Below are 21764 nucleotides of genomic sequence, written 5' to 3' on the forward strand. Positions count from 1 at the left end.
CCGGCGGATCGGGGCCGAGCCGTGGTGCCGCACCGACTGACCCGACTACCGGCGATGGGCCTGGGGCTGTCCCTGGCCGTGCCGGTCGTCCTCGCGCGCTCCGCCGTGCCCACGGCCCGCGCCGCCGCCCGGGTGGCCGCCGAGGCCGGGCGCGTCGGCGCCCGTACCACCGTTCGCACCACCGTCCGGACGGCCGTCTCGGCCGCGGGGACGGCGACCCGGGTGGGCCGGGTCGCCCGTAGCGCGGCCGAGACGGGCACGGGCTACTGGCACGCGGGCTCGCGGATCCAGCTGCCACTGCGCTCCCGGGGAGCCGGTACGGCGCGGAACGTCGAGGCGGCGGCCCGGCGGGTGGCGCTGGGACTGGCCAGGCGGCCGGACGTCATCGCCGCCTACTGGGACGGCGGCCTTGCCCGGCTGGTGATCCAGTTGACCCAGGACGCGGCCATCGACCGCGTGGTGGAGCGGGCCACCGAACTCGCCGCCGGGCAGCGCCTGGAACGGGTGGACGAGGACGTCCTGGAGACCGCCCACCCCGGTCGCACCGGTGGCGTCCGCGCCCAGTCGGTCGCCCTGGCCTGCGACGCCGTCGGCTTCGTCACCGCCGTGGGAGCCCGGGTGGTTCCGCTGCGCACCGGGCCCCGGCTGGCCACCGCCCTGGTCTCCCTGGTCCGCGAGGACCCGGACGTCCGCACCCTGCTGCGCCGCCGGTTCGGCGACGCCGGGGCCGACCTGGTGCTGGCCGCGGTCGGCGCCGCGGCGCACGGCGTCGGGCAGTCGCCCGGCGCGCTGGTCCTGGACGCGGTGCTGCGGACCGGCCGGCTGATGGAGACGATCGCCGGCGCCGCGGCCTTCGACGCCGCGCACGACACGGTCTGCGCCCCCGGACGGCTGAGCGTCGCGGGTACCGGAACCGCCCGGCCCGCGCTGCGGCCGCTGCCCCGCGAGAAGTTCGAGGACCAGGCCGTCGGCAGCACCCTGCTCGGCGCGGCCGCGGCACTGCTGTTCACCCGCGACGTGGCGGAGTCCGCCGAGGGCCTGACGGCGGGCAACCCGAAGGCCGCGCGCTACGGTCCCGCCGCGTTCACCTCCGCGCTGGGCACCGCGCTCGCCCGGGAGGGCGTGCTGGTCCGCAACCTGGAGCGGCTGCGCCGACTCGAACTGGTGGACACCGTGGTGCTGCACCCCGACGCGCTGCGCGGGACGGGCAGAACGGTCCTGGAGGTCCATCCCTCCGCGCCCGACTGGGACCACGACCGGCTCTGGCAGGCGGCCGTCGCCGCCCTGGATCGGCCCGGGGCGGAACTCGAACTACGGCCGTTGCCGGACCGGTCGGGCCGGCCGGACGCCGGGACGGGGCTGCTGGTCGCGTCCGCCGGGGGCAGGGACGTCGGCACGGTCCTGGTCGGACGGGAGATCGCCCCGGTGGCCGAGGCCGCGCTGGACGCCGCCCGCCGAGCCGGGTTGCACGTCGTGGTGGCCGACGACGGAACGCTCGGAGACTTCGGCACCCTGGCCGATCAACTACTGGGCAGCGAGAGGTCGTTGTCCGATGCGGTGCGCCAACTCCAGCGCGAGGGGAGGGTGGTGCTCACCATCGCCCGCGTTCCGGCCGACCACGGCGCCGAGTTGACGGACGAAGCCCGCGAACTGCTCGCCGGGCTGCTGCGCGGTGACCTCGCCGTCGCGCTCACCGACCGGGAGAGCGCGGTGGTGTGGGGTGCGGACCTCCTCCTGCTCAACGGCCTGAACGGTCTCGACTCCGCCTGGCGGCTGCTGGCCGCGATCCCCGCCGCCCGTACCGTCGCCCAGCACTCCAAGACCCTGGCCGAGGCGAGCGCCGCGCTGTCCGGCCTCCTGGTCGTCACCCGTGGTCGACGGCCGCACAGCACCCTCCCGGTCGCCGCCCGGCTCTCGCCCGTGAACGTCGCGACGGCCGGGGCCCTGGTCTCGGGCTGGCGGGCCGCCCTGCGGGTCGGCACCCGCAGCGCGCCCCACCCGCCGCCGCGCGTCCCCTGGCACGCGCTCGCGCCGAAGGAGGCGGTGGCCCGGCTCAAGGCCGTCCGCCGCCCGGCGCGCCGCGACGCCGCATGGGTCCGGCGGCTCGCCGCCCATTCGCCGCTGCGCGGGGCGGGCCGGCTGGTCGGCGCGGTGCGCTCCGAGCTCGACGATCCGCTGACGCCGGTCCTGCTCGTCGGGGCGACCGCCTCCGCCCTGCTGGGATCGACCGTGGACGCGGCGCTGGTCGCCGGAGCCCTGACGATGAACGCGCTGATCGGCGCCTTCCAGCGGTTGCGCTCAGAACGAGCCCTGTCCGCACTGGAAGTGACCCAGCATCAGCGCGTGACGGTGGTCGACGGCGAGCGGACCCGGCGGGTCAGCGCCGCCGACCTGAGGCCCGGTCAGGTGATCGAGTTGGGCACCGGCGAGGTGGTGCCCGCCGACGCCAGGCTGATCGAACTGGACGAGCTGGAGGTTGACGAGTCCGCGCTGACCGGCGAGTCCCTCCCGGTCGCGAAGCAGCTGGCCGCCACCCCCGAGGCGACGGTCGCCGACCGCCGCTGCATGGTCTTCGAGGGCACCACCGTGGTGGCCGGGCGCGCCCGGGCCGCCGTCGTCGGCACCGGCGAGGACACCGAGGCCGGACGGGCCGCGCACCTCGCCGCCCGCACCCCGCCCGCCGGGGGAGTCCAGGCCCGGCTGCGCGAACTGACCGACCGCAGCCTGCCGTTCACCCTGCTCGGCGGGGCCGCCGTGGCGGGCCTGGCGGTGCTGCGGGGCAGCCCGGTGCGCGAGGCCGTCCGGGGCGGACTGGCCGTGGCGGTGGCCGCCGTACCGGAGGGCCTGCCGTTGGTGGCCACCGTCGCCCAGCTGGCTGCGGCCCGCCGGCTCAGCAGCCGGGGCGTGCTGGTCCGCACCCCGCGCGCGCTGGAGGCGCTCGGCCGGATGGACACCGTGTGCTTCGACAAGACCGGCACCCTGACCGAGAACCGGCTGCGGGTGACCCGCGTCGCCACGGCCGACGGCGCCCGCCACCCGGCCGACGACCCCACGGCGGCCGCGGTCCTGCGGATGGCGGCCCGCGCCTGCCCGCCGGCCGACGACGACAGGACCGTGCACGCCCACTCCACCGACGAGGCGGTGCTCGCCGCCGCACCGGACGACCTCGGCTGGACCCCGGCCCAGACGCTGCCCTTCGAGGCCAGCCGCGGGTACGCCGCCGCCACCGGGACGGAGGACGACGGACGGGCGCTGCTGGTGGTGAAGGGCGCACCCGAAGCCGTGCTGCCGGCCTGCACGGGCAGGGGCGCGGGCACAGGCACGGGCGCGAGGGAGGACGGGGAGGCGACCGTGGCCGCCCTGGGCGCGGACGGCCTGCGGGTCCTCGCGGTCGCGCTGCGACCGCTGTCCGCCGATGAGGAGGAGGCGCTGGACCGCCCGTTGGAGGGGCTGGAACTGGTCGGTTTCGTCGCCCTGGCCGACAGCCCGCGCCCCGGGTCCGCGGCGCTGATCGAGGGGCTGCGCCAAACCGGGGTGCGGCCGGTCATGCTCACCGGCGACCACCCGGCCACGGCCCGCGCGGTCGCCCTCGCCCTCGGCTGGCCCGAGGACCTCGCACTGGCCACCGGTGACGAGCTGGCCGGCCTCGACCGGACCGGCCGCGCCCGGGCGCTGGGCGGCTGCGACGTCGTCGCCCGGGTCGCGCCCGAGCAGAAGGTACTGGTGGTCGAGGCGCTCCGGGAATCCGGGCGGGTGGTGGCGATGGTCGGGGACGGCGCCAACGACGCCGCCGCCATCCGATCGGCCGACATCGGCATCGGGATCGCCGCCCGCGGCTCGGCGGCCGCCCGCAACGCGGCCGACCTGGTGATCACCGACGACGAACTGACCGTGCTGACCGACGCGGTGGACGAGGGACGGGCGCTGTGGCGCAGCGTCGCGGACGCGATCACCATCCTGATCGGCGGCAACGCGGGCGAGATCGGCTTCTCCCTGCTGGGCACGGTGCTGTCCGGTCGCGCCCCGATGTCCACCCGGCAGATCCTGCTGGTCAACCTGCTCACCGACATGTTCCCGGCGATGGCCGTCGCCGTCACCCCGCGGAACGATCCGTCGAACGGGGAGGCCACCCGGCGCGTGGGCACGGCCGCCCTGGACGCCCCGCTCGCCCGGCAGATCCGGCACCGCGGCCTGGTCACCGCCCTCGGCGCGGCCACCGCCTGGTTCATCGGCACCGCCACCCCCGGCACGGTCCGGCGCACCAGCACGATGGCCCTGTGCGGCGTCGTCGGCGCCCAGCTGGCCCAGACCCTGGCCGGGCGGGCCCGCAGCCCGCTGGTGCTGGCGACGGTGCTGGGCTCCGCCGCCGCGCTGGCGGTCATCGTGCAGACGCCGGGCGTCAGCCGGTTCTTCGGCTGCACCCCGCTCGGCCCGGTGGCCTGGACGGGCGTGGCGGCCTCGATCGTCGTGGCCCTGGCCGCCCCGCCGCTGCTCCCACAGGCCGAGCGGCTGGTGCTGGTCGCGCTGGCCCGGGCGGTTGCGGCCGTCCGGGCCAGCGGTCGTGAGCGGGGCCGTCAAGTAGGCATCAGCGCCGACGGGTGTCGCGCCCCTGCCCGGCGGCCAGGCGGCGGCGGACCACCGTCAGGTCGAACGCGCTGATCCCGGCGAAGGCCGCGCAGACGGCGGCGAGCACGGCGTACACGCCCCGGTTCGGCGGCGGGCCCGGGGCGGCGAGTGCGGCCAGTACGGCGAAGACCACCGTCCCGCAGAGGAACAGCACCAGGAAGATCCGGGACAGCAGCCGCCGCAGTTCCAGGTCCGTCCGGGCGTTCACCGGCTCGGTGCCCCGGCGCACCCCCGGCTGGGGCCGCAGTTCGGGCGTCGTCCGGCCTGGGCCGCTCGGGGTGTGTGGGAAGTCGTGGTGCTCACCCGCCCCGCGTCGCGTGCGTCGTCCGGCCATGGGGGCTCCCGAGGATCGGTGCGGCCAGTAGTCCTGTCGCCGAGCGGCTACCCGGCCCCGGGCGTGGCACACCCGAGCCGCAGGCGGACCGCCAGCTGAGGGCCCTGCTCCTCGCGGCCCTCCTCGTCCACCGGGCAGAGCTCGGAGAGCGCCCGCAGCATCGTTTCGACGTGCTCGGGCGCGCCGAGCAGTTCCGCCGTGGCCTCGCCCGTCAGGGCGGGCGGTCCCGGCGGCGGGGCGGGACTCTGGACGTCGAAGGCCTGCGAGGTGCTCACCGCCGGGCCCGGCCCGGGGATCGTCCGGGTGCCCTCGGGCCCGGCCTCGGCGACCGTCCAGGTGCTCTCCGAGGTCAGGGTGGGCGGTACGTCCCACACGTTGCCGATCCGGGTCCGGCCCCGGCCGGTGTGCGTCGGGAAGGCCGTCTCCAGGGCGTCGAGGACGGCCCCGGCGACCTCCGGTGCGCCGTCCGTGAGGCGGACGAGCACATGGCCGGCGAGCAGGGGCAGGCCCATCGGTATCTCCGTCCATCCGTTCCGTGCGGTGTGTTCGAGGACCAGGGACGCACACCGGGCGGGTCGCCGCACCTTCAGCGCTCCCGCCGGAGCCGGGACGGCAACTCCGGCAGGTCCGCCACCAGGTCGAGGACGTGGTCCGGGTGGCCGTCGCCGCGGCGCGGGGTGCGCGGGGCCACCGTGCCGGTGCGCACCATCCGTCTGCCCATCCGGCCGAGGGCCCGGCCTCCGTTCGTCAGCCGATCAGGCCGAGGCGCGGTCCGCCCGGTCGTGCAGCCGCCGCAGGAAGCCGAGCACCCCGGCGGATCCGCCCGCCCAGGTGGTCGCCGTCACCCCCGCTCCATCGCCTCCAGGTCGGCGTCCCGGAGTGCGGTCAGCCGGTCGTGGCGGGCGGGCAGCCGGGCCGGGTCGCGAACGGCGGCCGTGACCTGGTGTCCGTCGGCGAGGGCGAGGCCGACCAGATGGCGGCCGATGCCGCCCGTCAGTGCCCCAGGTAACGGCGGCCCGGTATCTGTTCGAAGATCAGGTTGGTGCGGGTCTGGGCCACCGCCGGGTGGGTGGTGAGGTGGTCCACGACGAAGTCGCGAAGCGCCTCGGGGCCGGCGACGCCGACGTGCAGCAGGTAGTCGTCCGATCCGGCCATGTGGAAGACGGCCAGCACGCCGGGCAGGTCGGGGGCGGTGCTGCGGAAGCTCTCGTTCTGCTCGCGGGTGTGGGCGCGCAGCCGTACCGAGATCATCGCCTGGAGCGGCAGCCCGATCGCGGCCGGGTCGAGTTCGGCCCGGAAGCCGCGGATGATGCCGCGCTCCTGGAGGGCGCGGACGCGGGCCAGGCAGGTGGAGGGGGCGATGCCGACGGCGGCCGCGAGGGCGTTGTTCGGGAGGCGGGCGTTGTCGGCCAGGGCGCGGACGATCGCCCGGTCCACGTCGTCGACCGGCGCCCGGCGGCCCTGCGGATTGTTCGGCATGCCCGCCAGGATCGCAGCCCTTTCCGCAGATTCGCAAACCTGATCGGAACTTGGCCGAATGTTCTTCGAAGAGGCTTCCCAGGAGCGCCTGAAAGTTCCATCCTTACCGACGGTCCTGACCGACGACCGTCATCGACATCGACGACGACGTCACACCCGGTCGCCGCCCCACCGCACCCCCGGAGCGCCCCGCCCATGAGCCCGACCGCCTTCCCCGCCGCCGAGACCGCGACCGCGCCCGCGCCCGCCGTCGATCCCGGTCCGGAGCTGGACGGCGGTGACTTCACCCTCCCCGAGGGCGGCCTGGACGACGACCGGCGGCTGCGCGCGCTCGACGCCGTGGACGAGTACCTGACCCGCAAGCGCAAGCACCTGGTCGGCTACCAGGCCACCCAGGACATGCAGGGCACCGCGCTGGACCTCGCCCGGTTCATGCCGAACAACATCAACAACCTCGGCGACCCGTTCCAGAGCGGCGGATACAAGCCCAACACCAAGGTCGTCGAGCGGGCCGTGCTCGACTACTACGCGAAGCTCTGGCACGCCGAGCGCCCGCACGACCCGGCCGACCCGGAGTCGTACTGGGGCTACATGCTGTCCATGGGCTCGACCGAGGGCAACATGTACGCCCTCTGGAACGCCCGGGACTACCTGAGCGGCAAGGCGCTGATCCAGCCGCCGACCGCCCCCTTCGACGCGGTGCGCTACGTCAAGGCCGACCCCGACCGGCGGAACCCGAACGCCCACCATCCGGTGGCCTTCTACTCCGAGGACACCCACTACTCCTTCGCCAAGGCCGTGGCCGTCCTCGGCGTGGAGACCTTCCACGCCGTCGGCCTGGAGAAGTACGCCGACGAGTGCCCGCTGGTCGACCCGGTGACCGGGCTGCGCACCTGGCCCACCGAGGTGCCCTCCCGCCCGGGCCCGTCCGGCCTGTCCTGGGACGGCCCCGGCGAGATAGACGTCGACGCCCTCGCCGTACTCGTCGAGTTCTTCGCCGCCAAGGGCCACCCGGTCTTCGTCAACCTCAACCTCGGCAGCACCTTCAAGGGCGCCCACGACGACGTCCGCGCCGTCTGCGAGCGCCTGCTGCCGATCTTCGAGCGGCACGGGCTCGTCCAGCGCGAGGTGGTCTACGGCAGCTGCCCGCAGACCGGCCGGCCGCTGGTGGACGTGCGCCGCGGCTTCTGGATCCACGTGGACGGCGCGCTCGGCGCCGGCTACGCGCCGTTCCTGCGGCTGGCCGCCGAGGACCCGGAAGGGTACGGCTGGACGCCCGAGGCGGAGCTGCCCGAGTTCGACTTCGGCCTGCGGCTGCCCACCGCCGGGCACGGCGAGGTGGACATGGTCTCCTCGATCGCGATGAGCGGCCACAAGTGGGCCGGCGCGCCGTGGCCGTGCGGCATCTACATGACCAAGGTGAAGTACCAGATCTCGCCGCCGTCCCAGCCGGACTACATCGGCGCCCCGGACACCACCTTCGCCGGCTCCCGCAACGGCTTCTCCCCGCTGATCCTCTGGGACCACCTGTCCCGGTACTCCTACCGGGACCAGGTGGAGCGGATCCGCGCGGCCCAGGAGCTGGCCGCCTACCTGGAGCGGCGGCTGACCGCCATGGAGCGCGAACTCGGCGTCGAGCTCTGGCCGGCCCGTACCCCGGGCGCCGTCACCGTACGGTTCCGCAAGCCGAGCGCCGAGCTGGTGGCCAAGTGGTCGCTGTCCTCCCAGGACGTGCTGATGGTCCCGGGCGACGAGACCACCCGGCGCAGCTACGTGCACGTCTTCGTGATGCCCTCGGTCGACCGGGCCAAGCTGGACGCGCTGCTCGCCGAACTCGCCGAGGACCCGGTGATCCTGGGCGCACCGTAGTCCGCAACGCGTCCGGGGCTTCCCGTCAGAGGTTGGTCAGCTGGTCGCCCTTGGCGTCCTGGAGCACGTGGTCCACGCAGACCGCGAGGATGACCAGGAGCAGGGCGTCCTGCTGGCTCATCACGTCCACGGCGTAGGCGTCGCGGATCGTGAACCAGCGGCGGGAGACGTGCGCCAGGGTGGTGCCCTCGTGGCGTATGTCGAACTCGCGGTCCCACAGGTTGCCGTTGATCCTCAGCTTGCGGCCGTCGCCGAGACGGACCTTGAAGCGGTCGCCGAACAGCTTGAACAGCTTCTTGCTGACCTTCGCGGTCGGCTGCCCCTCCTGCTTGATCAGCAGGGTGTGGTGGAAGGTGAAGGTCTTGCGGACGATGCTCGCGACGTGCTCGCCGCGGGTGTCGACCAGGGCGAAGGTGCGGCGCAGCCGGAAGAACTTCCGGTTCACGCGGTAGAGCTTCTCCCGCTGCTCGGTCTCGATCCAGGCCTCCTCGTGGAAGGCGAACATGCGGTCGCGGACCAGGTAACGCACAGTGGTTCCCCCGTGGTGGATCCGCCGGCCCCCGTGGCGCGGCGCGGCCCAGAGCGTAGCGGCTGGTCAGCGAGGGGGGAGGGGCAGGGGGTGGTGCTTTTACCGGTCCGCGACGTTCCGCCGGTCCGACGGTGACCCGGCGCGGCTCATTCGAGAAGCCCGTAGACGTTCAGCGCCCCGGAGAAGGTCGCCAGGTACACCTTGCCGTTCGCCACGGTCGGCGGCACGAACTTGGCGAACAGGCCGACGTCGTCCCGGGCGGCGTTCATCTTGCTGTTCCACAGCTCCTTGGTCAGGTCGGAGGCCAGGTAGACGCGGAACACGCCCTCCACCACTGCGTGGTTGGCGTCGTCCTTGAGCACGTGCGAGGCCCACAGCAGGCCGGAGTCGGGGTCGCTGCCGTTGGCCGAGACGGAGAGGAATCCGCCGGGCATGATGAACGGGGGCGGCTCGGGGGTGGTGCTGGTGAAGGCGGGGGCCGTCTGCAGCACCCCGCCGGCGAAGCGGTAGGCGCGCAGCGGCACGTTCTCCGGCCAGACGTAGACCAACGGGCCGTCCTGGAAGTCCCAGTACACCGGCCCGCCGTGGATGTGGTTGTTGGTGTGGTCCTGGGTCAGCCAGAAGCTCTGGACGATCTGGCTGTCGGAGCCGGCCTGGAAGTGGCCCATCGCGCCGGTGTCCAGCAGATAGAACTTCGCCTCCTTGCCGCCGCCCAGCAGGAGGTTGGTGTTCGGGATCAGCAGCGGACCGGCCGAGCCCAGGTCCAGGTCGGCGTTGCCGTTCAGGAAGGCCTGGTTGAACGGGGCGAACCAGTCCAGGAGTTTGAGATCGGGGCTCAGCTTCACGATGCAGCAGGAGAGGTTCGACCCGTCGGGACGGAAGCCGCCGTTGCCGGTCATGAAGTACAGGTCGCCGTTCCCGTCCGCGGCCAGCCCCTGTCCCGCCTGCCAGATCCCGCCCAGGCCGGTGTCGGGCGTGGTGATGAACACACCGGTCTGCTGCAGGTTGTCGGCGTCGAAGCCGAACACCCAGCCGTGGTACGGTTCCCGGTCGCCGTAGGCCGCGAAGGCGACGTACAGCCGGTCGTTGACCAGGGTCAGCGCGGCCCGCTGGATCTGGAGGTGGCTGGTGAAGGCGATGGTGCCGTTGACACTGCCCTCGCCCGATCCCGGGACGGTGGCGGCGATCCGCACCGGGCCGCCGAGGGATTCCTGCCCCGACCGCAGGTCGAGGGCGTGCAGGGTGTGGTGGTACGTGTTGCCCTCCTTGGTGAAGGCGACGACGTAGATGAGGTTCCGGTCGACCGAGATCACCGGCGTGCTGATGACGCCGACCTCGACGGAGATGTCCGCGTACCCGCCCGGGCCGATGTTGGGATCCGGCATCGGGGCCGACGGGCCCAGTCGGGCGTGCCACAGCGGTGCCGAGGCGTTCGGGTCGTCCGCGTCGAAGGCGTACACGCTGTTGTGCATGGTCGCCACGTAGACGACGTTGCGCTGTCCGACGCCGGCCACGTCGACCTGGCAGAGGTAGAGCGGCTGGCCGTAGATCTCGCCGTCCACCGCCCGGGTGAAGACTTTGCCGAAGGTCTTCGGGCCGACGTTCGACGGGCGCAGCGTCACCTCGAGCAGATTGGCTCCGGTGCGCCGGTTGTCGTTGTGCTGGGTGGTGACCGACACCGGGCCGAAGGCCACCGTCGCAGCCGGGCCGAACTCGGTCACGGTGGTGCGGATGCGCTGACGGGCACTCACCGTGTCGTTCATGCGCAGCGGTCCGCTGACGCCCACCTGGACGCCGGGGGTGGTCGTGGTCGCCGTCCCCTGCCACCGGCCGTTGACGTAGACGTCCACGTCGGCCCCCGGGACCACACCGTCCACCCACACCCAGCGGGTGCACTCGGTGAGCGGGGTGCGCACGGTGGGCGGCTCGACAGCGCCGAGCTGCTGCACCGTCACCAGGGCCGATCTGGGGCTGGTCCGGCCGCAGGCGAGCTGCACCGCGTAGATCTGGTCCCCGGCACTGAGCAGCGGTGCCACCGGGATGTCCGCCTGTCCCGCGTAGACGTACTGGAGGCCGATCGGCGCGCCGAGTGCCGCGGAGTGGACGAGGACCAGGGCGCCCGGCTGCACGTTGATGACCCGGACCCGGGAGGCGCACTCGAAGAGCGGTGGGACCACCACCGGGGCGGGCAGGCCCGCGGGCTGCGGGTCCACCACCACCGGCGCGGAATCGGGGCTGGTGTACCCGCAGAGCTCCTGGCGCGCGGTGACGGTGCCGCCGCCGATCAGCGCGGGCACGTCGAGGTCGGCGCTCGGCTCGAAGGCCTGCGCCGTGCCGAGCACGACGCCGTTCTCGAGGACCGTGACCAGCGCGCCCACTACCAGCCCGGTGACCCGGACCGAGGTGCCGCCCGCGCACAGCGCAGCGACGACGGCCGGCGCGGGGATCTGGTCGGCGGGCCCGACCACCACGGTGGCCGAGGCTCCGCCGAGTGCCTCGCAGTTGACGAAGGCCTGGTCCGCGGAGACCTGCTCGCCCTCCACCAGCGGCGGCACCCGGAACGTCAACGCGCTGAGGTCGAAGCAGCCGCGCGTCGTGTTGGGCACGCCGGTGCGGTGCAGCGTGACCTGTGCCCCCTCGAACACGCCACTCACCGGCACGCCGGTCTGGCAGGCCAGCAGCGGACCGTGGACGACCGGTGGTGGCGGCTGCTCGGGCGGACCGTCCGGCACCGGGCTCGGCGTGGGCGTGCCGGGGTTGCCGCAGGCCTGCTGCTCGGCCATCAGCACCTCGCCGGCGGCGATCGGGGCGCCGAGCTGGACGCGGGCGATGCCGTCCGGGGCGGTGGCGCTGCCCAGGACCGTCGCGCCCTGCTTCACGGTGACGGTGGCACCGGGGACCGCGCCGTCGATCCACAGGCACTGCCCGCACACGTACTGGTGGCCGCCGTAGTGCAGGGAGCCGATGACGGCCGGCTCCTTCTGGACGGCGACCGGCTGCGCGGAGGCGGCGCTGACCTGGCCACCGAGCAGCTGGGTGGCGGCGACCTGGTCACCGGCGTGCAGGGCGACACCGGGGGTGAGCGGGAACTCCTGGTCGGGCCAGGTCGCGACGCCGCCGCCGACCAGCTGGCCGCCGACCGTGTGCGAGCCGTTCACGAGCAGGGTGACGGTGGACCCGACGAGCTGGTTCTGGACACGGACCGAGGTGCTGCACTCGGACAGCGGTCCGACGACGGTGGGGGGCAGCAGGGGCACGCTACGACCTCCGGAGGATCGGGCGGCGAGACGGGGCAGGGCCGGGACGGGGCAGGGCCGGGACGGGCGGCGGGCCGGGACTAGGCGGCGTTTTCAGGGCCGCTTTCGGTGGTGCCTTCGGAAGCGTGTTCGATTGCGTCGAGCATGGACCAGAGGACGTCGCACTTGAACGACAGCGCGGCGAGGGCGGCGTCCTGCTCCGCCCGCGTCGCGCAGTGGGCGATGACCAGGCCCAGGGCGTGCTCGGCGTCGGCAGCGGCGACCGGCGGTCGGTCCGTGAAGTAGCCGTGGCCGGAGGGGGCGATCCAGGTGTAGTGGGTCTTGATGGCGTCGAGCCGACGGCGCATCAGGTCCGGGGAGAACAGCTCGGTCAGCGAGGCGGCGACGGACTCGGTCCACGGCCGGGTACGGGCGAAGTCCACGTACGCGTCGGTGGCGAAGCGGACCCCGGGCAGCAGCAGGCTCCCGTCCAGCACGGCGGTCCGCTCGAGCCCGGCGGCCTCGGCGAGCCTGAGCCACTCCTCGTGACCGCCCTGACCGTCGGCCGCGCCGTCCTGGTAGACGATCCGCTCGGTCCAGCGCCGCCGCACCTCCGCCACCGGGCAGTTGGCGATCACAGCCGCGTCCTTCTGCGGCAGACGGGCCTGGTAGTACCAGCGGTTCGCGATCCAGAGCCGGAGCTGATCGGCGGTCAGCTCGCCCTCGTGGAGCCTGAGGTGGAAGGGGTGGTGGTGCCAGTACTTCTCGGCGTAGGCGTGCAGATCCGCAGTGAACTGTGCGGGGGTCCGCGCTGGGGAGGTCATGCGGCACAGCTTCGTTCACGCACGGTTATTTTTCAATCACCGGGCGTGTCTGTGCCGCCCTCCCGCGGCTCGGGGGAGAGCTGCTGCCGGCGGGCTCTAGGCGATGCCCTGCCCGTCGATGTCCGCCCCCCACTCGTCCTCGCCGGTGGCGCCCACGCAGTAGCCGCCGCCTTGGACGGTGCCGCCGTTATTCTGGCACTGCTCGGCGGTGACGTCGCGGGGAAGGGCCCGGGCCGGGGCGGAGCCGGCGAGGACGAGCACGGCGGTGGCGGCGAACAGGACGGCCAGGCGGGCCAGCGATGAAGTGATCATGTGCCTCACGACAGCACGCGCCCGCGGCGGCGGCGAGCCGGACGCGTCCGTTCGCGGGCCACGGTCCGTTCGCAGTTCACGGCCCGTCAGTGCGGACGGGCCGGTTCCGGGGGCCAGGTGCCGGCGGCGAGAACGCCGAGCGCGTAGGCACGGGCGACCAGGGCGGTGCGGTTGGGGAGGTGCCAGCGGCGGGAGAGCCGGGAGAGGTGGTAGTTGACGCCGTCCGCGGTGAGGCCGACCTCCTTGGCGATCCGGGCGGTGGTGGCGCCCCGGGCGGCTGCGGCGAGGATGCGGGCCTCGATCGGACTGACCTCGGCGCCCGGTCCGGGCTGTCGGGGGACGGACGGGGCGGCGGGCTCGGCGAGGGTGCGCAGCGAGATCAGCAGGTTCGGGGTCTCCTCCGCGGAGTCGCTGATCAGCTCGACGGTCATCTCGCCCTGCCGTTCGCGGCCGTCGGCGGGCGTCCAGGAGACCCTGGCCGGGTACTGGGAGCGGCGGTGCAGGCGGACGGCCTCGGTGAGCGCCTGCAGGGTGGCGCGGTCGTGGAGGGTGAAGAACTCCAGGATCCGCCGGTGGCGCAACTGGCCGGGCAGCAGGCCGAACTCGGCGGCCATCGCGCGGTTGACGATCAGGATCCGGCCGCCGTACTCGCACACGGCGATGGGCAGCGGCACGTGGTCCATGAGCCGCAGGGCGCGGTTGCGCCAGATCACCGCCGGGTCCTGCCTGGTCACCGGCGCGGGGCGGCGGCCCTCGATCGGTCGCATGCGTCGTTCTCCTCCTGTCGCACCGGGCCGCAACCGGTGGGGCGTAGGCAAGTCTCCGGACGGTGCGAGCACTACACAATCATGTAGTGATCACTGTCGGGCGGTGGTCCCGGGGGCTCAGAGTGGAGGAACCGAGAAGTTTTCCGCCGTGGGAGGGACCCACCGATGACCGACACCACGACCGAAGCCATGACCAGGGCCAGGACCGGCACCGGGGCCACCACCGATGGCCCGGCCGTTCCCCTCGTGGACATCTCCGCGCTGCCGCCGGCCAGCGTCCCCGTGCTGCGGAGCATGGAGCTGGCCAGAGAGCACGGCCCGGCCTTCGTCCAGCGCCTGCACGGCCGGGAGGTGCTGATGGTCAGCAGCTTGGAACTGGTCGAGGAACTGGCCGACGAGGAACGCTTCACCAAGGCGGTCGGCCCGGCGCTGGAGAACGTCCGCGAGTTCACCGGGGACGGCCTGTTCACCGCCTACAACGACGAGCCGAACTGGGCCAGGGCGCACGACATCCTGATGCCCGCGTTCGCGCTCGGCTCGATGCGCACCTACCACCCGGTGATGCTGAAGGTCGCCCGCCGGGTGATCGAGGCCTGGGACCGCCGCTCGGCGGCCGGACTGACGGTCGACGTGCCCGGCGACATGACCCGGATGACCCTGGACACCATCGGACTGGCCGGGTTCGGCTTCGACTTCGGCTCCTTCGAGCGGGACGAGCCGCACCCCTTCGTCGAGGCGATGGTGCGCTGCCTGGACTGGGCGATGACCAGGCTGACCCGCAACCCGGCGCTCGACCACGAGGAGCGCGACGCGGCCTTCCGCCGGGACGCCGACTACCTGGCCGGCGTGGTGGACGAGGTGATCGCCGCCCGGGTACGCGGCGGTGCCGAGGACGGCCCGGCCGAGGACCTGCTCGGCCTGATGCTCGGCGCGGTCCACCCCGTCGACGGCACCCGGCTGGACATCGCGAACATCCGCAACCAGGTGATCACCTTCCTGATCGCCGGCCACGAGACCACCTCGGGCGCGCTGTCCTTCGCGCTGCACTACCTCTCCAAGCACCCCTCCGAACTCCGCCGCGTCCAGGAGGAGGTGGACGCGCTCTGGGGCGACCAGGCCGACCCGGAGCCCTCGTACGAGGACGTCGGCCGGCTGCGCCACACCCGCCAGGTGCTCAACGAGGCGCTGCGGCTGTGGCCGACGGCGCCCCAGTTCAGCCGGGAGGCGCGGGCGGAGACCCTGCTCGGCGGGCGGATCCCGGTCCGTCCGGGAATGCCGATCTTCGTGCTGACCCCGATGCTGCACCGCGACCGCGCCTGGGGCGACAACACGGAGCTGTTCGACTCCTCCCGGTTCGACCCCGAGTGCGAGGCGGCCCGCTCGCCGCACGCGTTCAAGCCCTTCGGCACCGGCGAACGCGCCTGCATCGGAAGGCAGTTCGCGCTGCACGAGGCGACCATGCTGCTGGGCATGCTGGTCCACCGCTACCGGCTGATCGACCACGCCGACTACCGGCTGACCCTCAAGCAGACGCTCACCATCAAGCCCGACGGCTTCACCCTCGCTCTCGCACCGCGCACCCCCGCGCCGCCGGTCCGGCACGTCCAGCCGGTCCCGCCGGTGCAGGACGTGCGCGCCGCCGAGGGCTCCGAGCGCCCCGGCCGGGTCCGCCAGGGCACCGGCCTGCTGCTCCTGCACGGCTCCAACTACGGCGCCTGCCGCGACTTCAGCCGCCAACTCGCCGACGTCGCCGCCGAACTGGGCTGCGACACCGAGACCGCCCCGCTGGACGCGTACGCCGACGGCCTGCCCACCGACCGCCCGGTGGTGATCACCGCCGCCTCGTACAACGGCCAACCGACCGACGACGCGGCCGAGTTCGTCCGCCGTCTGGCCGAGGCCCCGGACGGCGCCGCCGACGGCGTCCAGTACGCGGTGCTCGGCATCGGCGACCGCACCTACGCCGCCACCTACCAGCGCATCCCCACCCTGATCGACGACCGGCTCGCCGCCCTCGGCGGCACCCGGCTGCTCGCCCGCGCCGCCGCCGACGCCTCCGGCGATCTGGCCGGTACGGTACGGGAGTTCACCGAGGCGCTGGCCGACCTCCTGCTGGCGCGCCACGGCGACGCCGAGGCCGTGGCCGCCCCGCGGGAGGAGGCCGCGTACACCGTCACCGAGCTGACCGGCGGCCCGCTGCACGCGCTCGCCGCCCGGCACGGCATGAGCGAACTCACCGTCACCGCCGTCGGCAGTCTGACCGACCCCGACTACCACCGGGTCAAGCGGTTCGTCCGGCTCGCCCTGCCCGCGGGCGCCGACTACCGGACCGCCGACCACCTGACCGTGCTCCCCGCCAACGACCCGGTGCTGGTCGAGCGCGCCGCCAAGCTGCTCGGCGCCGACCTCGACACGGTGCTCGGCATCGTTGTTCACCGGCGCACCGGCCTCGCCGTCGACCGCCCCCTGACCGTACGGGAACTGCTCACCCGCCACGTCGAGCTGCAGGACCGCCCCACGGCGGAGCAGCGCGCCGCGCTGGCCGCGCTCAACCCCTGCCCGCCCGAGCAGGCCGCGCTGCGGGCGCTCCCCGCGGACGACCCGCGAACCCTGCTCGACCTGGTCGAGGACTTCCCGGCCCTGCGGGAGGCGCTCAGCTGGCCGGTGCTGCTGGAGCTGCTGCCGCCGATCCGGCCCCGCCACTACTCGATCTCCTCCTCGCCCGCCGGCGCCGTGCCGGCGGCCGGGGGCGCGCGGGAGGTCGACCTGATGGTCTCGGTGCTCAGCGCCCCGGCGCGCTCCGGCCGGGGCACCTTCCGGGGCACCGGCTCCGGCTACCTCGACCGGGTGGGCGTCGGCGACACCGTACTGGCCCGGGTCCAGCCGTGCCGGGAGGCGTTCCGGATCGGACACCGCACCCCGGTGATCATGATCGCCGCCGGGACCGGCCTGGCGCCCTTCCGCGGCGCCGTCGCCGACCGCCGAGCGCTGCTCGCCTCGCCCACCGCGAGTACGGAGCTCGCTCCCGCCCTGCTGTACTTCGGCTGCGACGCCCCGGAGGCGGACTACCTGCACCGGGCCGAGCTGGAGGAGGCCGAACGGGCCGGCGCGGTCTCGATGCGGCCCGCCTTCAGCCAGCAGCCCGAGGACGGGCGGCGTTTCGTCCAGGACCGCATCGCCGCCGAGGCCTCGGAGGTCTGGGCGCTGCTGGAGGCCGGGGCCGAGGTGTACGTGTGCGGAGACGGCGCCCGGATGGCGCCCGGTGTGCGGGAGGCCTTCCGGGCGCTCTACCGGGAGCGCACTCCGGGGGCCGACGAGCAGCGGGCGCAGGAGTGGCTGCAGGGCCTGATCGAGGCCGGGCGCTACGTGGAGGACGTGTACGCGGGCTGAGAGCCGGGCCGTTGGGTGCCCGGCCGGTTGGGAGTCAGGCCGCTGAACCACAGCCGTCCGCCCGCTGCTCCGGTCGAGCAGCCGGCGGACGGCCGGTGCGTCAGTCGTGACCCACCTGCCCGGGCACCCGGGCGACGGGGCGCCCGACGGCGGACCCTACGGCCGGGGCCGGACCTGGATGACGGCGTGGCGGCCGCTGACGCGCCACGCCGTGCCGGTGCCGTCGAGCCGGGCGACGGTGTCGGCGTCCAGGCCGACGACCACGTCCGACTTCAGCGTCCGCAGGGCGGCGACGCTCGACGGGAAGTGCCCCGCCGCCTCGGCGAAGGGGGTGGTCGGGGGCCAGAGCCGGTCGCCGACCAGGCGGCGGTAGTTGAGGTCGCCCTTGAGGATCGTCACTGCCGCGCCCGCGAGTTCGGTCCGGAGGTCGGCGGGCAGGTCGTGGTACGGCAGCGGCGCGCAGAAGAACGGATGGGTGCGGATCACGAGCGTGCCGCGGTTCAGCGCCCGCCACAGCCGGCCGCCGACGGCCCCGGCCGCCGCTGACGGCGCGGTGCGCAGCCGCTCGACCGAGGCGAGGACGTCGGCCGTCGTCGCGTCCGACACGTAGTACGGCTGGGGCTTCACGTAGAGGGCGACCTCGGCGGCCCGGCCGTCGGCCAGGAGGTGGTCGATCAGCACGAGGTCCGGCAGCAGCTCCCGGCCCGCGTTGTCCGCGACGAGGCAGACCAGCCCTCCGCGAGCCCGCTCCAGCTCGGACCGGAGCAGCGCGCTGTCGTCGGCGAGCAGGTCGGAGAAGGCGGCGCCGCCGGGACCGGCGGTGAGCTGGAAGCCGAGGTCCGCCCGGTTGCCCCAGAGCGCGGAGGACAGCAGCGCGTCTTCCCGTTGGGGCTTCGGCAGGTCGTCGAGCCGGTCGAGCGCCGCCAGCTCCTCGTCCACGGCCGTACCGGCCAGTTCGGCGTTCTTGAACGGCGCGAACGGGTCGATGCCCTGCCAGGCGCCCGGCCCGAAGTACCCGGTGGCCTCGAGCAGCCGGCGGTAGAAGTAGCTCTCCGCCCACAGGAACGGCGCCTCGCCCCAGGGACTGCCCCACACGGGCCCGCCCCACTCCCGCCATTGGGCGGCGTCCGGGGTGTCCTCCTCCGGCGGCTCCAGGAGGCCGGTGGTGCTCTCCAGCAGCAGCCGCTCGACCGCCGCCCGCTCGGCCGGGCCGTACGGCAGGGCGTCGAGGAGCCGCCGGACCAGCTCGGGGTGGCGCTCGTGGAAGACGGCCCAGGGGAAGGAACCGGGGACGTCACTGCGGATCACGGGGGCGTTCGGCACGGTCGGGCCTCTCGGCGGGAGCTGCTGGCTGGGCCGAGGTCTCGGTCGCCGTCGGCTGCAGCCGAGACTAGACGATCACCGGAACGGGGGCGGCGGGCGGAGGAAGTCCCGAGAAAAAAAGTGTTATCCGCCCACCTGTCGAGCGGTCTCCTGGGCGTGGGAACGAACGCACCAGGCTGCGGCAGAGGGTGCGCGGTCGGCATGCGGGGTTCGAGATGGGGCGCTCCGCGCGGGGACGGAAGTCTCCGGCCCGCGTTCGTTCCCACGGCGCCAGGCCGGATCGTCCCGTCCGTCCGGCGTCGCCCGGCGGTCCGCACGCATTCCCCCACGGCGGCGGACCGCCGGGCCGCTCCTCCTCAGCTGCGCCGGAGCCGCCAGATCTGCTCCTCGCCGGTCTCCGCCGGGGCGAGCGCCTCGGCGGGGCGGCGCCGGTACTCGGTGAAGCCGAGTCGGGCCGGCACGGCGGCGCTGGCGAGGTTCGCCGGGTCGTGCATGATCTCCACGAAGTCCACGCCGGGGAGGCGGAAGGCCTGTTCGGCCAGAGCCCGGGCCGTCCGGGTGGCGATGCCGCGACCGGTGGCGGCGGGGTGCAGCCAGTAGCCGATCTCCCGGCCGTTCTCCTCGGTGTCATCGCGGCGGAACAGCCCGCAGGCGCCGACGATCGCGCCGTCCAGCAGGATCGCGTACGTGAAGTCCTGCCCGCTCTCCCACAGCTCCGGCCGCTCCGCCAGGAACGCGGTGGTCTTGGCCTCACTGTGCTCGGCGACCCATGGCATCCAGGGCCGCAGGTGCTCCAGCGACTCCTCGATGACCCGGAAGAACTCGGGGAAGTCCGCTTCGCCGCGGAAACGGCGCAGCGTCACCTCGTCCAGGGCGATTTCCTGCTCTACTGGCTCCATCCAGGGAGGATGTCCGTCACCCGGCCGCCGGCGCAACGGGATAACGGCGCCTCCGCAGCAGTTGGAGCAGTGCGCCGAGGCCGGCCGCGGCGCCGGAGACGACGAGCAGGGAGGCGTCGGCGAGGCCGACCATCGCGAGGTCGAACCGGGGGTTCTCGGCCTCCGCGGTGAACTCCGGGCGCACCAGGCCGTCCGGGTCCTCGGTGACACTGACCCGCTCGCCCGCCGTGTCACCGCTCCCGCAGGCGACGGACCGGGTGCGCCCCGGGGCGTCGTCGTACCGCACCTCGCAGGTGTAGCTGGTGCCCTTGCCGTGCGTCACCGTGATGTCGGTGACAGTGCCCGGGTGGGCCGTGCCGCGCATGGACAGCACGGTGGCCTGGACGGTGTTCATGCTCATCAGCGGGACGGCGATCATCGGAGCGACCGCCAGAAGCAGTGCCGCGACCTGCAGCGCCCTGATTCGGCAGAGGCACGCCGTGGCGTAGATCAGCCCGGTCGCCCCGGTCAGGGCCAGCGCGACGGAGGGCAGCACGAACCACGCGCCGAACGCGCCGAGCGCCCCGCCGAGCGGAAGCAGCACGGCGGCGGCCGGGATCCACAGTGCCATCAGCAGCGGCCGCCGAGGCCACGGCGTGCTGTCCTCCCCGGACCTCCGGGGTCGGCCGCCCCGGCCGCGTCGCTGCCCCGGCCGGGACGTCTCGTAGTGCGTCATGGCGGGAGATCCTGCCAGGCCGGACCGGGGGTGGGCGGTGGAGGGGGAGGACCCTTTGCCGGGCCGGGCGGCTTGTGGAGGTCAGGGGCAGGAGTGGTGGAAATTCCCGATGTACAGTGCTGATTCCGGCCAGGTAGGGGGCGTGGAAGGGATGCGGATCCTGTTGTTGGACGCGGCTCCGGGGGAGCTGCTCGATCGCGAGCTGGAGCGCCTGGTCGGGTACGGGCTGGCCGTCACGTTGAACCTGCGGCGGGTGGAGGACCGGCCGGGGGTGGTTCAACGGTGGGCGGGTCGGGTCGAGTTCACCGACGTGGACCTGTTCGCCGAGGCGGCGCTGATCGAGGAGGTGCTACGGGACGGGCAGGGGTACCACGCCCTCAAGTCCCGCGCGGGTGCCCCGCTGCGCGCCGCGCTGCTCGCGGCCGGGACCGACCGCGGGCTGGCCCACCGGCTGAGGGTGATCGGACGGGCCGGGGCGGGCACCGACCATGTCGACCTGGCCGCCGCCGCCCGGCACGGCGTCACCGTCACCCACACGCCCGGCTCCAACGCGAACGCCGTCGCGGAGTTCACCCTCGCCCAACTGCTCACCCTGACCCGCAACCTCGGCGCGTACAACGAGGCCGCGCACCAGGGCCGTTGGAGCGCGCCGAAGGCCCCGGCCGTCGAGCTGTCCGACCTCACCCTGGGCATCGTCGGCATGGGGCGCATCGGGCTGGCGCTGGCGGAGCGGGCCACGGCGCTGGGCATGACCGTCCAGGGCCACGCGCGGCGCCCCACGCCCGCGCCGGTGCCCCGGGTCGAAACCCTCGACGCCCTGCTGGCCACCAGCGACGTGGTGTCGCTGCACCTCCCGCTCACCCCGGACACCGCGGGGCTGATCGGCCGGGCGGAACTCGCCCTGATGCGGCCCGGGTCGATCCTGCTGAACACCTCCCGGGGCGGCATCGTCGACGAACAGGCCCTGGCCGACGCCCTGCGCGACCCGGCCCGGCCACCGGCCGCCGCCGCCGTCGACACCTTCGCCCACGAGAACGCCGCCTTCGCCTCACCGCTCTCCGGCCTGCCCAACGCCCTGCTCACCCCGCACGTCGCCGGGATGACCAGGACCGCCATGGCCGAGGCGGCCCTGCGCTGCGCCGACCACGTCGCGGCCCTGCTCGCCGGGCGCCCGGACGGCGTGCCGGTGGTGGCCTGACGACGCTACGGGGCGGCCGCCCGCATCGGCGTCACCGTCGCCCGGTCGGCCGGGAAGAAGGTCTCGACGGTGACCGCGCCCCCGAAGGCTTCGACGCCGCCGCGCACCAGTAGCTTCCGGCCTGCGGGGCAGCGCATCCACGACAGGTCCAACGGCTGGGCGGTCACGGTTCGTTCCCGCTGGGAATGTGACGCTTCGCCCAGCCCGTTGACCTGTCGCAAGCCCGCTGACCCGCCCATACTCCGGAACCTCACGAACCACCG

Annotated in this window: 18 protein-coding genes; 4 read left to right on the forward strand and 14 right to left on the reverse strand. The window is 74.1% G+C overall.

The window, feature by feature from the left end:
* The first annotated feature begins 21 nt into the window (after window positions 1-21).
* Window positions 22-4659: an HAD-IC family P-type ATPase gene (locus tag BOQ63_RS41195; RefSeq protein ID WP_454132033.1), complete on the forward strand. Its 4638-nt coding sequence runs from the start codon at window positions 22-24 to the stop codon at window positions 4657-4659.
* On the opposite strand, the gene BOQ63_RS41200 is transcribed toward BOQ63_RS41195, so the two are convergent.
* The 5 genes from BOQ63_RS41200 to BOQ63_RS41220 all read right to left on the reverse strand — a co-directional run bounded on the left by BOQ63_RS41200 (window position 4586) and on the right by BOQ63_RS41220 (window position 6439).
* On the reverse strand, window positions 4586-4960 hold the full coding sequence (locus tag BOQ63_RS41200) for a DUF6343 family protein (protein WP_232790681.1): 375 nt from the start codon (window positions 4958-4960) through the stop codon (window positions 4586-4588). The genes BOQ63_RS41195 and BOQ63_RS41200 overlap by 74 nt on opposite strands.
* A gap of 47 nt (window positions 4961-5007) precedes the next feature.
* Entirely contained in the window at window positions 5008-5472 is a 465-nt protein-coding gene (locus tag BOQ63_RS41205; RefSeq protein WP_072656032.1) for a hypothetical protein, read from the reverse strand.
* Window positions 5473-5546: 74 nt separating this feature from the next.
* Window positions 5547-5681, reverse strand: coding sequence for a hypothetical protein (locus BOQ63_RS41210; protein ID WP_318277484.1), 135 nt, complete (start codon window positions 5679-5681; stop codon window positions 5547-5549).
* Between the two features lie 120 nt (window positions 5682-5801).
* Window positions 5802-5957, reverse strand: coding sequence for an NAD(P)H-binding protein (locus BOQ63_RS41215; protein ID WP_078867090.1), 156 nt, complete (start codon window positions 5955-5957; stop codon window positions 5802-5804).
* Window positions 5954-6439, reverse strand: a complete 486-nt coding sequence (locus BOQ63_RS41220; RefSeq protein ID WP_030279431.1) for an Lrp/AsnC family transcriptional regulator — start codon at window positions 6437-6439, stop codon at window positions 5954-5956. The genes BOQ63_RS41215 and BOQ63_RS41220 overlap by 4 nt, the downstream gene beginning before the upstream one ends.
* 195 nt (window positions 6440-6634) lie before the next feature.
* Here BOQ63_RS41220 and BOQ63_RS41225 point away from each other — a divergent pair, with 195 nt between their 5' ends.
* Window positions 6635-8308 carry a PLP-dependent aminotransferase family protein gene (locus BOQ63_RS41225; RefSeq protein WP_051746598.1) on the forward strand — a complete coding sequence of 558 codons (1674 nt, stop codon included), beginning with the start codon at window positions 6635-6637 and terminating at the stop codon, window positions 8306-8308.
* 25 nt (window positions 8309-8333) lie between these two features.
* Here BOQ63_RS41225 and BOQ63_RS41230 read toward each other — a convergent pair whose 3' ends face one another.
* From BOQ63_RS41230 to BOQ63_RS41250, 5 genes are all read right to left on the reverse strand, one after another.
* Complete coding sequence (locus BOQ63_RS41230) at window positions 8334-8837, reverse strand: LURP-one-related/scramblase family protein (protein WP_072656033.1); 504 nt, start codon at window positions 8835-8837, stop codon at window positions 8334-8336.
* Window positions 8838-8983: 146 nt separating this feature from the next.
* The gene (locus tag BOQ63_RS41235) at window positions 8984-12094 is read right to left on the reverse strand and encodes a hypothetical protein (RefSeq protein WP_072656034.1); all 3111 of its coding nucleotides are present in this window, start codon (window positions 12092-12094) and stop codon (window positions 8984-8986) included.
* An 80-nt stretch (window positions 12095-12174) separates the two neighbouring features.
* Complete coding sequence (gene pqqC / locus BOQ63_RS41240; RefSeq protein WP_030550448.1) at window positions 12175-12897, reverse strand: pyrroloquinoline-quinone synthase PqqC; 723 nt, start codon at window positions 12895-12897, stop codon at window positions 12175-12177.
* A gap of 96 nt (window positions 12898-12993) precedes the next feature.
* Entirely contained in the window at window positions 12994-13209 is a 216-nt protein-coding gene (locus BOQ63_RS41245) for a hypothetical protein (protein ID WP_030279441.1), read from the reverse strand.
* An 86-nt stretch (window positions 13210-13295) separates the two neighbouring features.
* A complete protein-coding gene (locus tag BOQ63_RS41250) occupies window positions 13296-13976 on the reverse strand; it encodes a PAS domain S-box protein (RefSeq protein ID WP_046387026.1) in 681 nt (226 codons plus the stop codon).
* 165 nt (window positions 13977-14141) lie between these two features.
* Between BOQ63_RS41250 and BOQ63_RS41255 the strand changes: the two genes are divergently transcribed.
* Entirely contained in the window at window positions 14142-17366 is a 3225-nt protein-coding gene (locus tag BOQ63_RS41255) for a cytochrome P450 (RefSeq protein WP_030279446.1), read from the forward strand.
* Window positions 17367-17522: 156 nt separating this feature from the next.
* Here BOQ63_RS41255 and BOQ63_RS41260 read toward each other — a convergent pair whose 3' ends face one another.
* The 3 genes from BOQ63_RS41260 to BOQ63_RS41270 form a co-directional block, all read right to left on the reverse strand.
* The gene (locus BOQ63_RS41260; RefSeq protein WP_030279449.1) at window positions 17523-18689 is read right to left on the reverse strand and encodes a damage-control phosphatase ARMT1 family protein; all 1167 of its coding nucleotides are present in this window, start codon (window positions 18687-18689) and stop codon (window positions 17523-17525) included.
* Window positions 18690-19045: 356 nt separating this feature from the next.
* Complete coding sequence (locus BOQ63_RS41265) at window positions 19046-19588, reverse strand: GNAT family N-acetyltransferase (protein WP_030279452.1); 543 nt, start codon at window positions 19586-19588, stop codon at window positions 19046-19048.
* Window positions 19589-19604: 16 nt separating this feature from the next.
* Window positions 19605-20198, reverse strand: a complete 594-nt coding sequence (locus BOQ63_RS41270) for a hypothetical protein (protein ID WP_072656035.1) — start codon at window positions 20196-20198, stop codon at window positions 19605-19607.
* Window positions 20199-20454: 256 nt separating this feature from the next.
* Between BOQ63_RS41270 and BOQ63_RS41275 the strand changes: the two genes are divergently transcribed.
* Window positions 20455-21501, forward strand: coding sequence for an NAD(P)-dependent oxidoreductase (locus BOQ63_RS41275; protein WP_030279456.1), 1047 nt, complete (start codon window positions 20455-20457; stop codon window positions 21499-21501).
* 5 nt (window positions 21502-21506) lie between these two features.
* Here BOQ63_RS41275 and BOQ63_RS41280 read toward each other — a convergent pair whose 3' ends face one another.
* Complete coding sequence (locus BOQ63_RS41280) at window positions 21507-21668, reverse strand: hypothetical protein (RefSeq protein WP_157881807.1); 162 nt, start codon at window positions 21666-21668, stop codon at window positions 21507-21509.
* Window positions 21669-21764 lie beyond the last annotated feature (96 nt).

It is taken from the genome of Streptomyces viridifaciens (assembly GCF_001888885.2).
GTDB classification, from domain to species: Bacteria; Actinomycetota; Actinomycetes; order Streptomycetales; family Streptomycetaceae; genus Kitasatospora; species Kitasatospora aureofaciens.

Bases quoted from the DNA above. Each gene is read 5' to 3' on its own strand.
- BOQ63_RS41200 (WP_232790681.1), bottom strand. From the start codon at position 4,960: ATGGCCGGACGACGCACGCGACGCGGGGCGGGTGAGCACCACGACTTC.
- BOQ63_RS41205 (WP_072656032.1), bottom strand. From the start codon at position 5,472: ATGGGCCTGCCCCTGCTCGCCGGCCATGTGCTCGTCCGCCTCACGGAC.
- BOQ63_RS41210 (WP_318277484.1), bottom strand. From the start codon at position 5,681: ATGGGCAGACGGATGGTGCGCACCGGCACGGTGGCCCCGCGCACCCCG.
- BOQ63_RS41220 (WP_030279431.1), bottom strand. From the start codon at position 6,439: ATGCCGAACAATCCGCAGGGCCGCCGGGCGCCGGTCGACGACGTGGAC.
- BOQ63_RS41225 (WP_051746598.1), top strand. From the start codon at position 6,635: ATGAGCCCGACCGCCTTCCCCGCCGCCGAGACCGCGACCGCGCCCGCG.
- pqqC (WP_030550448.1), bottom strand. From the start codon at position 12,897: ATGACCTCCCCAGCGCGGACCCCCGCACAGTTCACTGCGGATCTGCAC.
- BOQ63_RS41245 (WP_030279441.1), bottom strand. From the start codon at position 13,209: ATGATCACTTCATCGCTGGCCCGCCTGGCCGTCCTGTTCGCCGCCACC.
- BOQ63_RS41250 (WP_046387026.1), bottom strand. From the start codon at position 13,976: ATGCGACCGATCGAGGGCCGCCGCCCCGCGCCGGTGACCAGGCAGGAC.
- BOQ63_RS41255 (WP_030279446.1), top strand. From the start codon at position 14,142: ATGACCGACACCACGACCGAAGCCATGACCAGGGCCAGGACCGGCACC.
- BOQ63_RS41265 (WP_030279452.1), bottom strand. From the start codon at position 19,588: ATGGAGCCAGTAGAGCAGGAAATCGCCCTGGACGAGGTGACGCTGCGC.
- BOQ63_RS41270 (WP_072656035.1), bottom strand. From the start codon at position 20,198: ATGGCACTGTGGATCCCGGCCGCCGCCGTGCTGCTTCCGCTCGGCGGG.
- BOQ63_RS41275 (WP_030279456.1), top strand. From the start codon at position 20,455: ATGCGGATCCTGTTGTTGGACGCGGCTCCGGGGGAGCTGCTCGATCGC.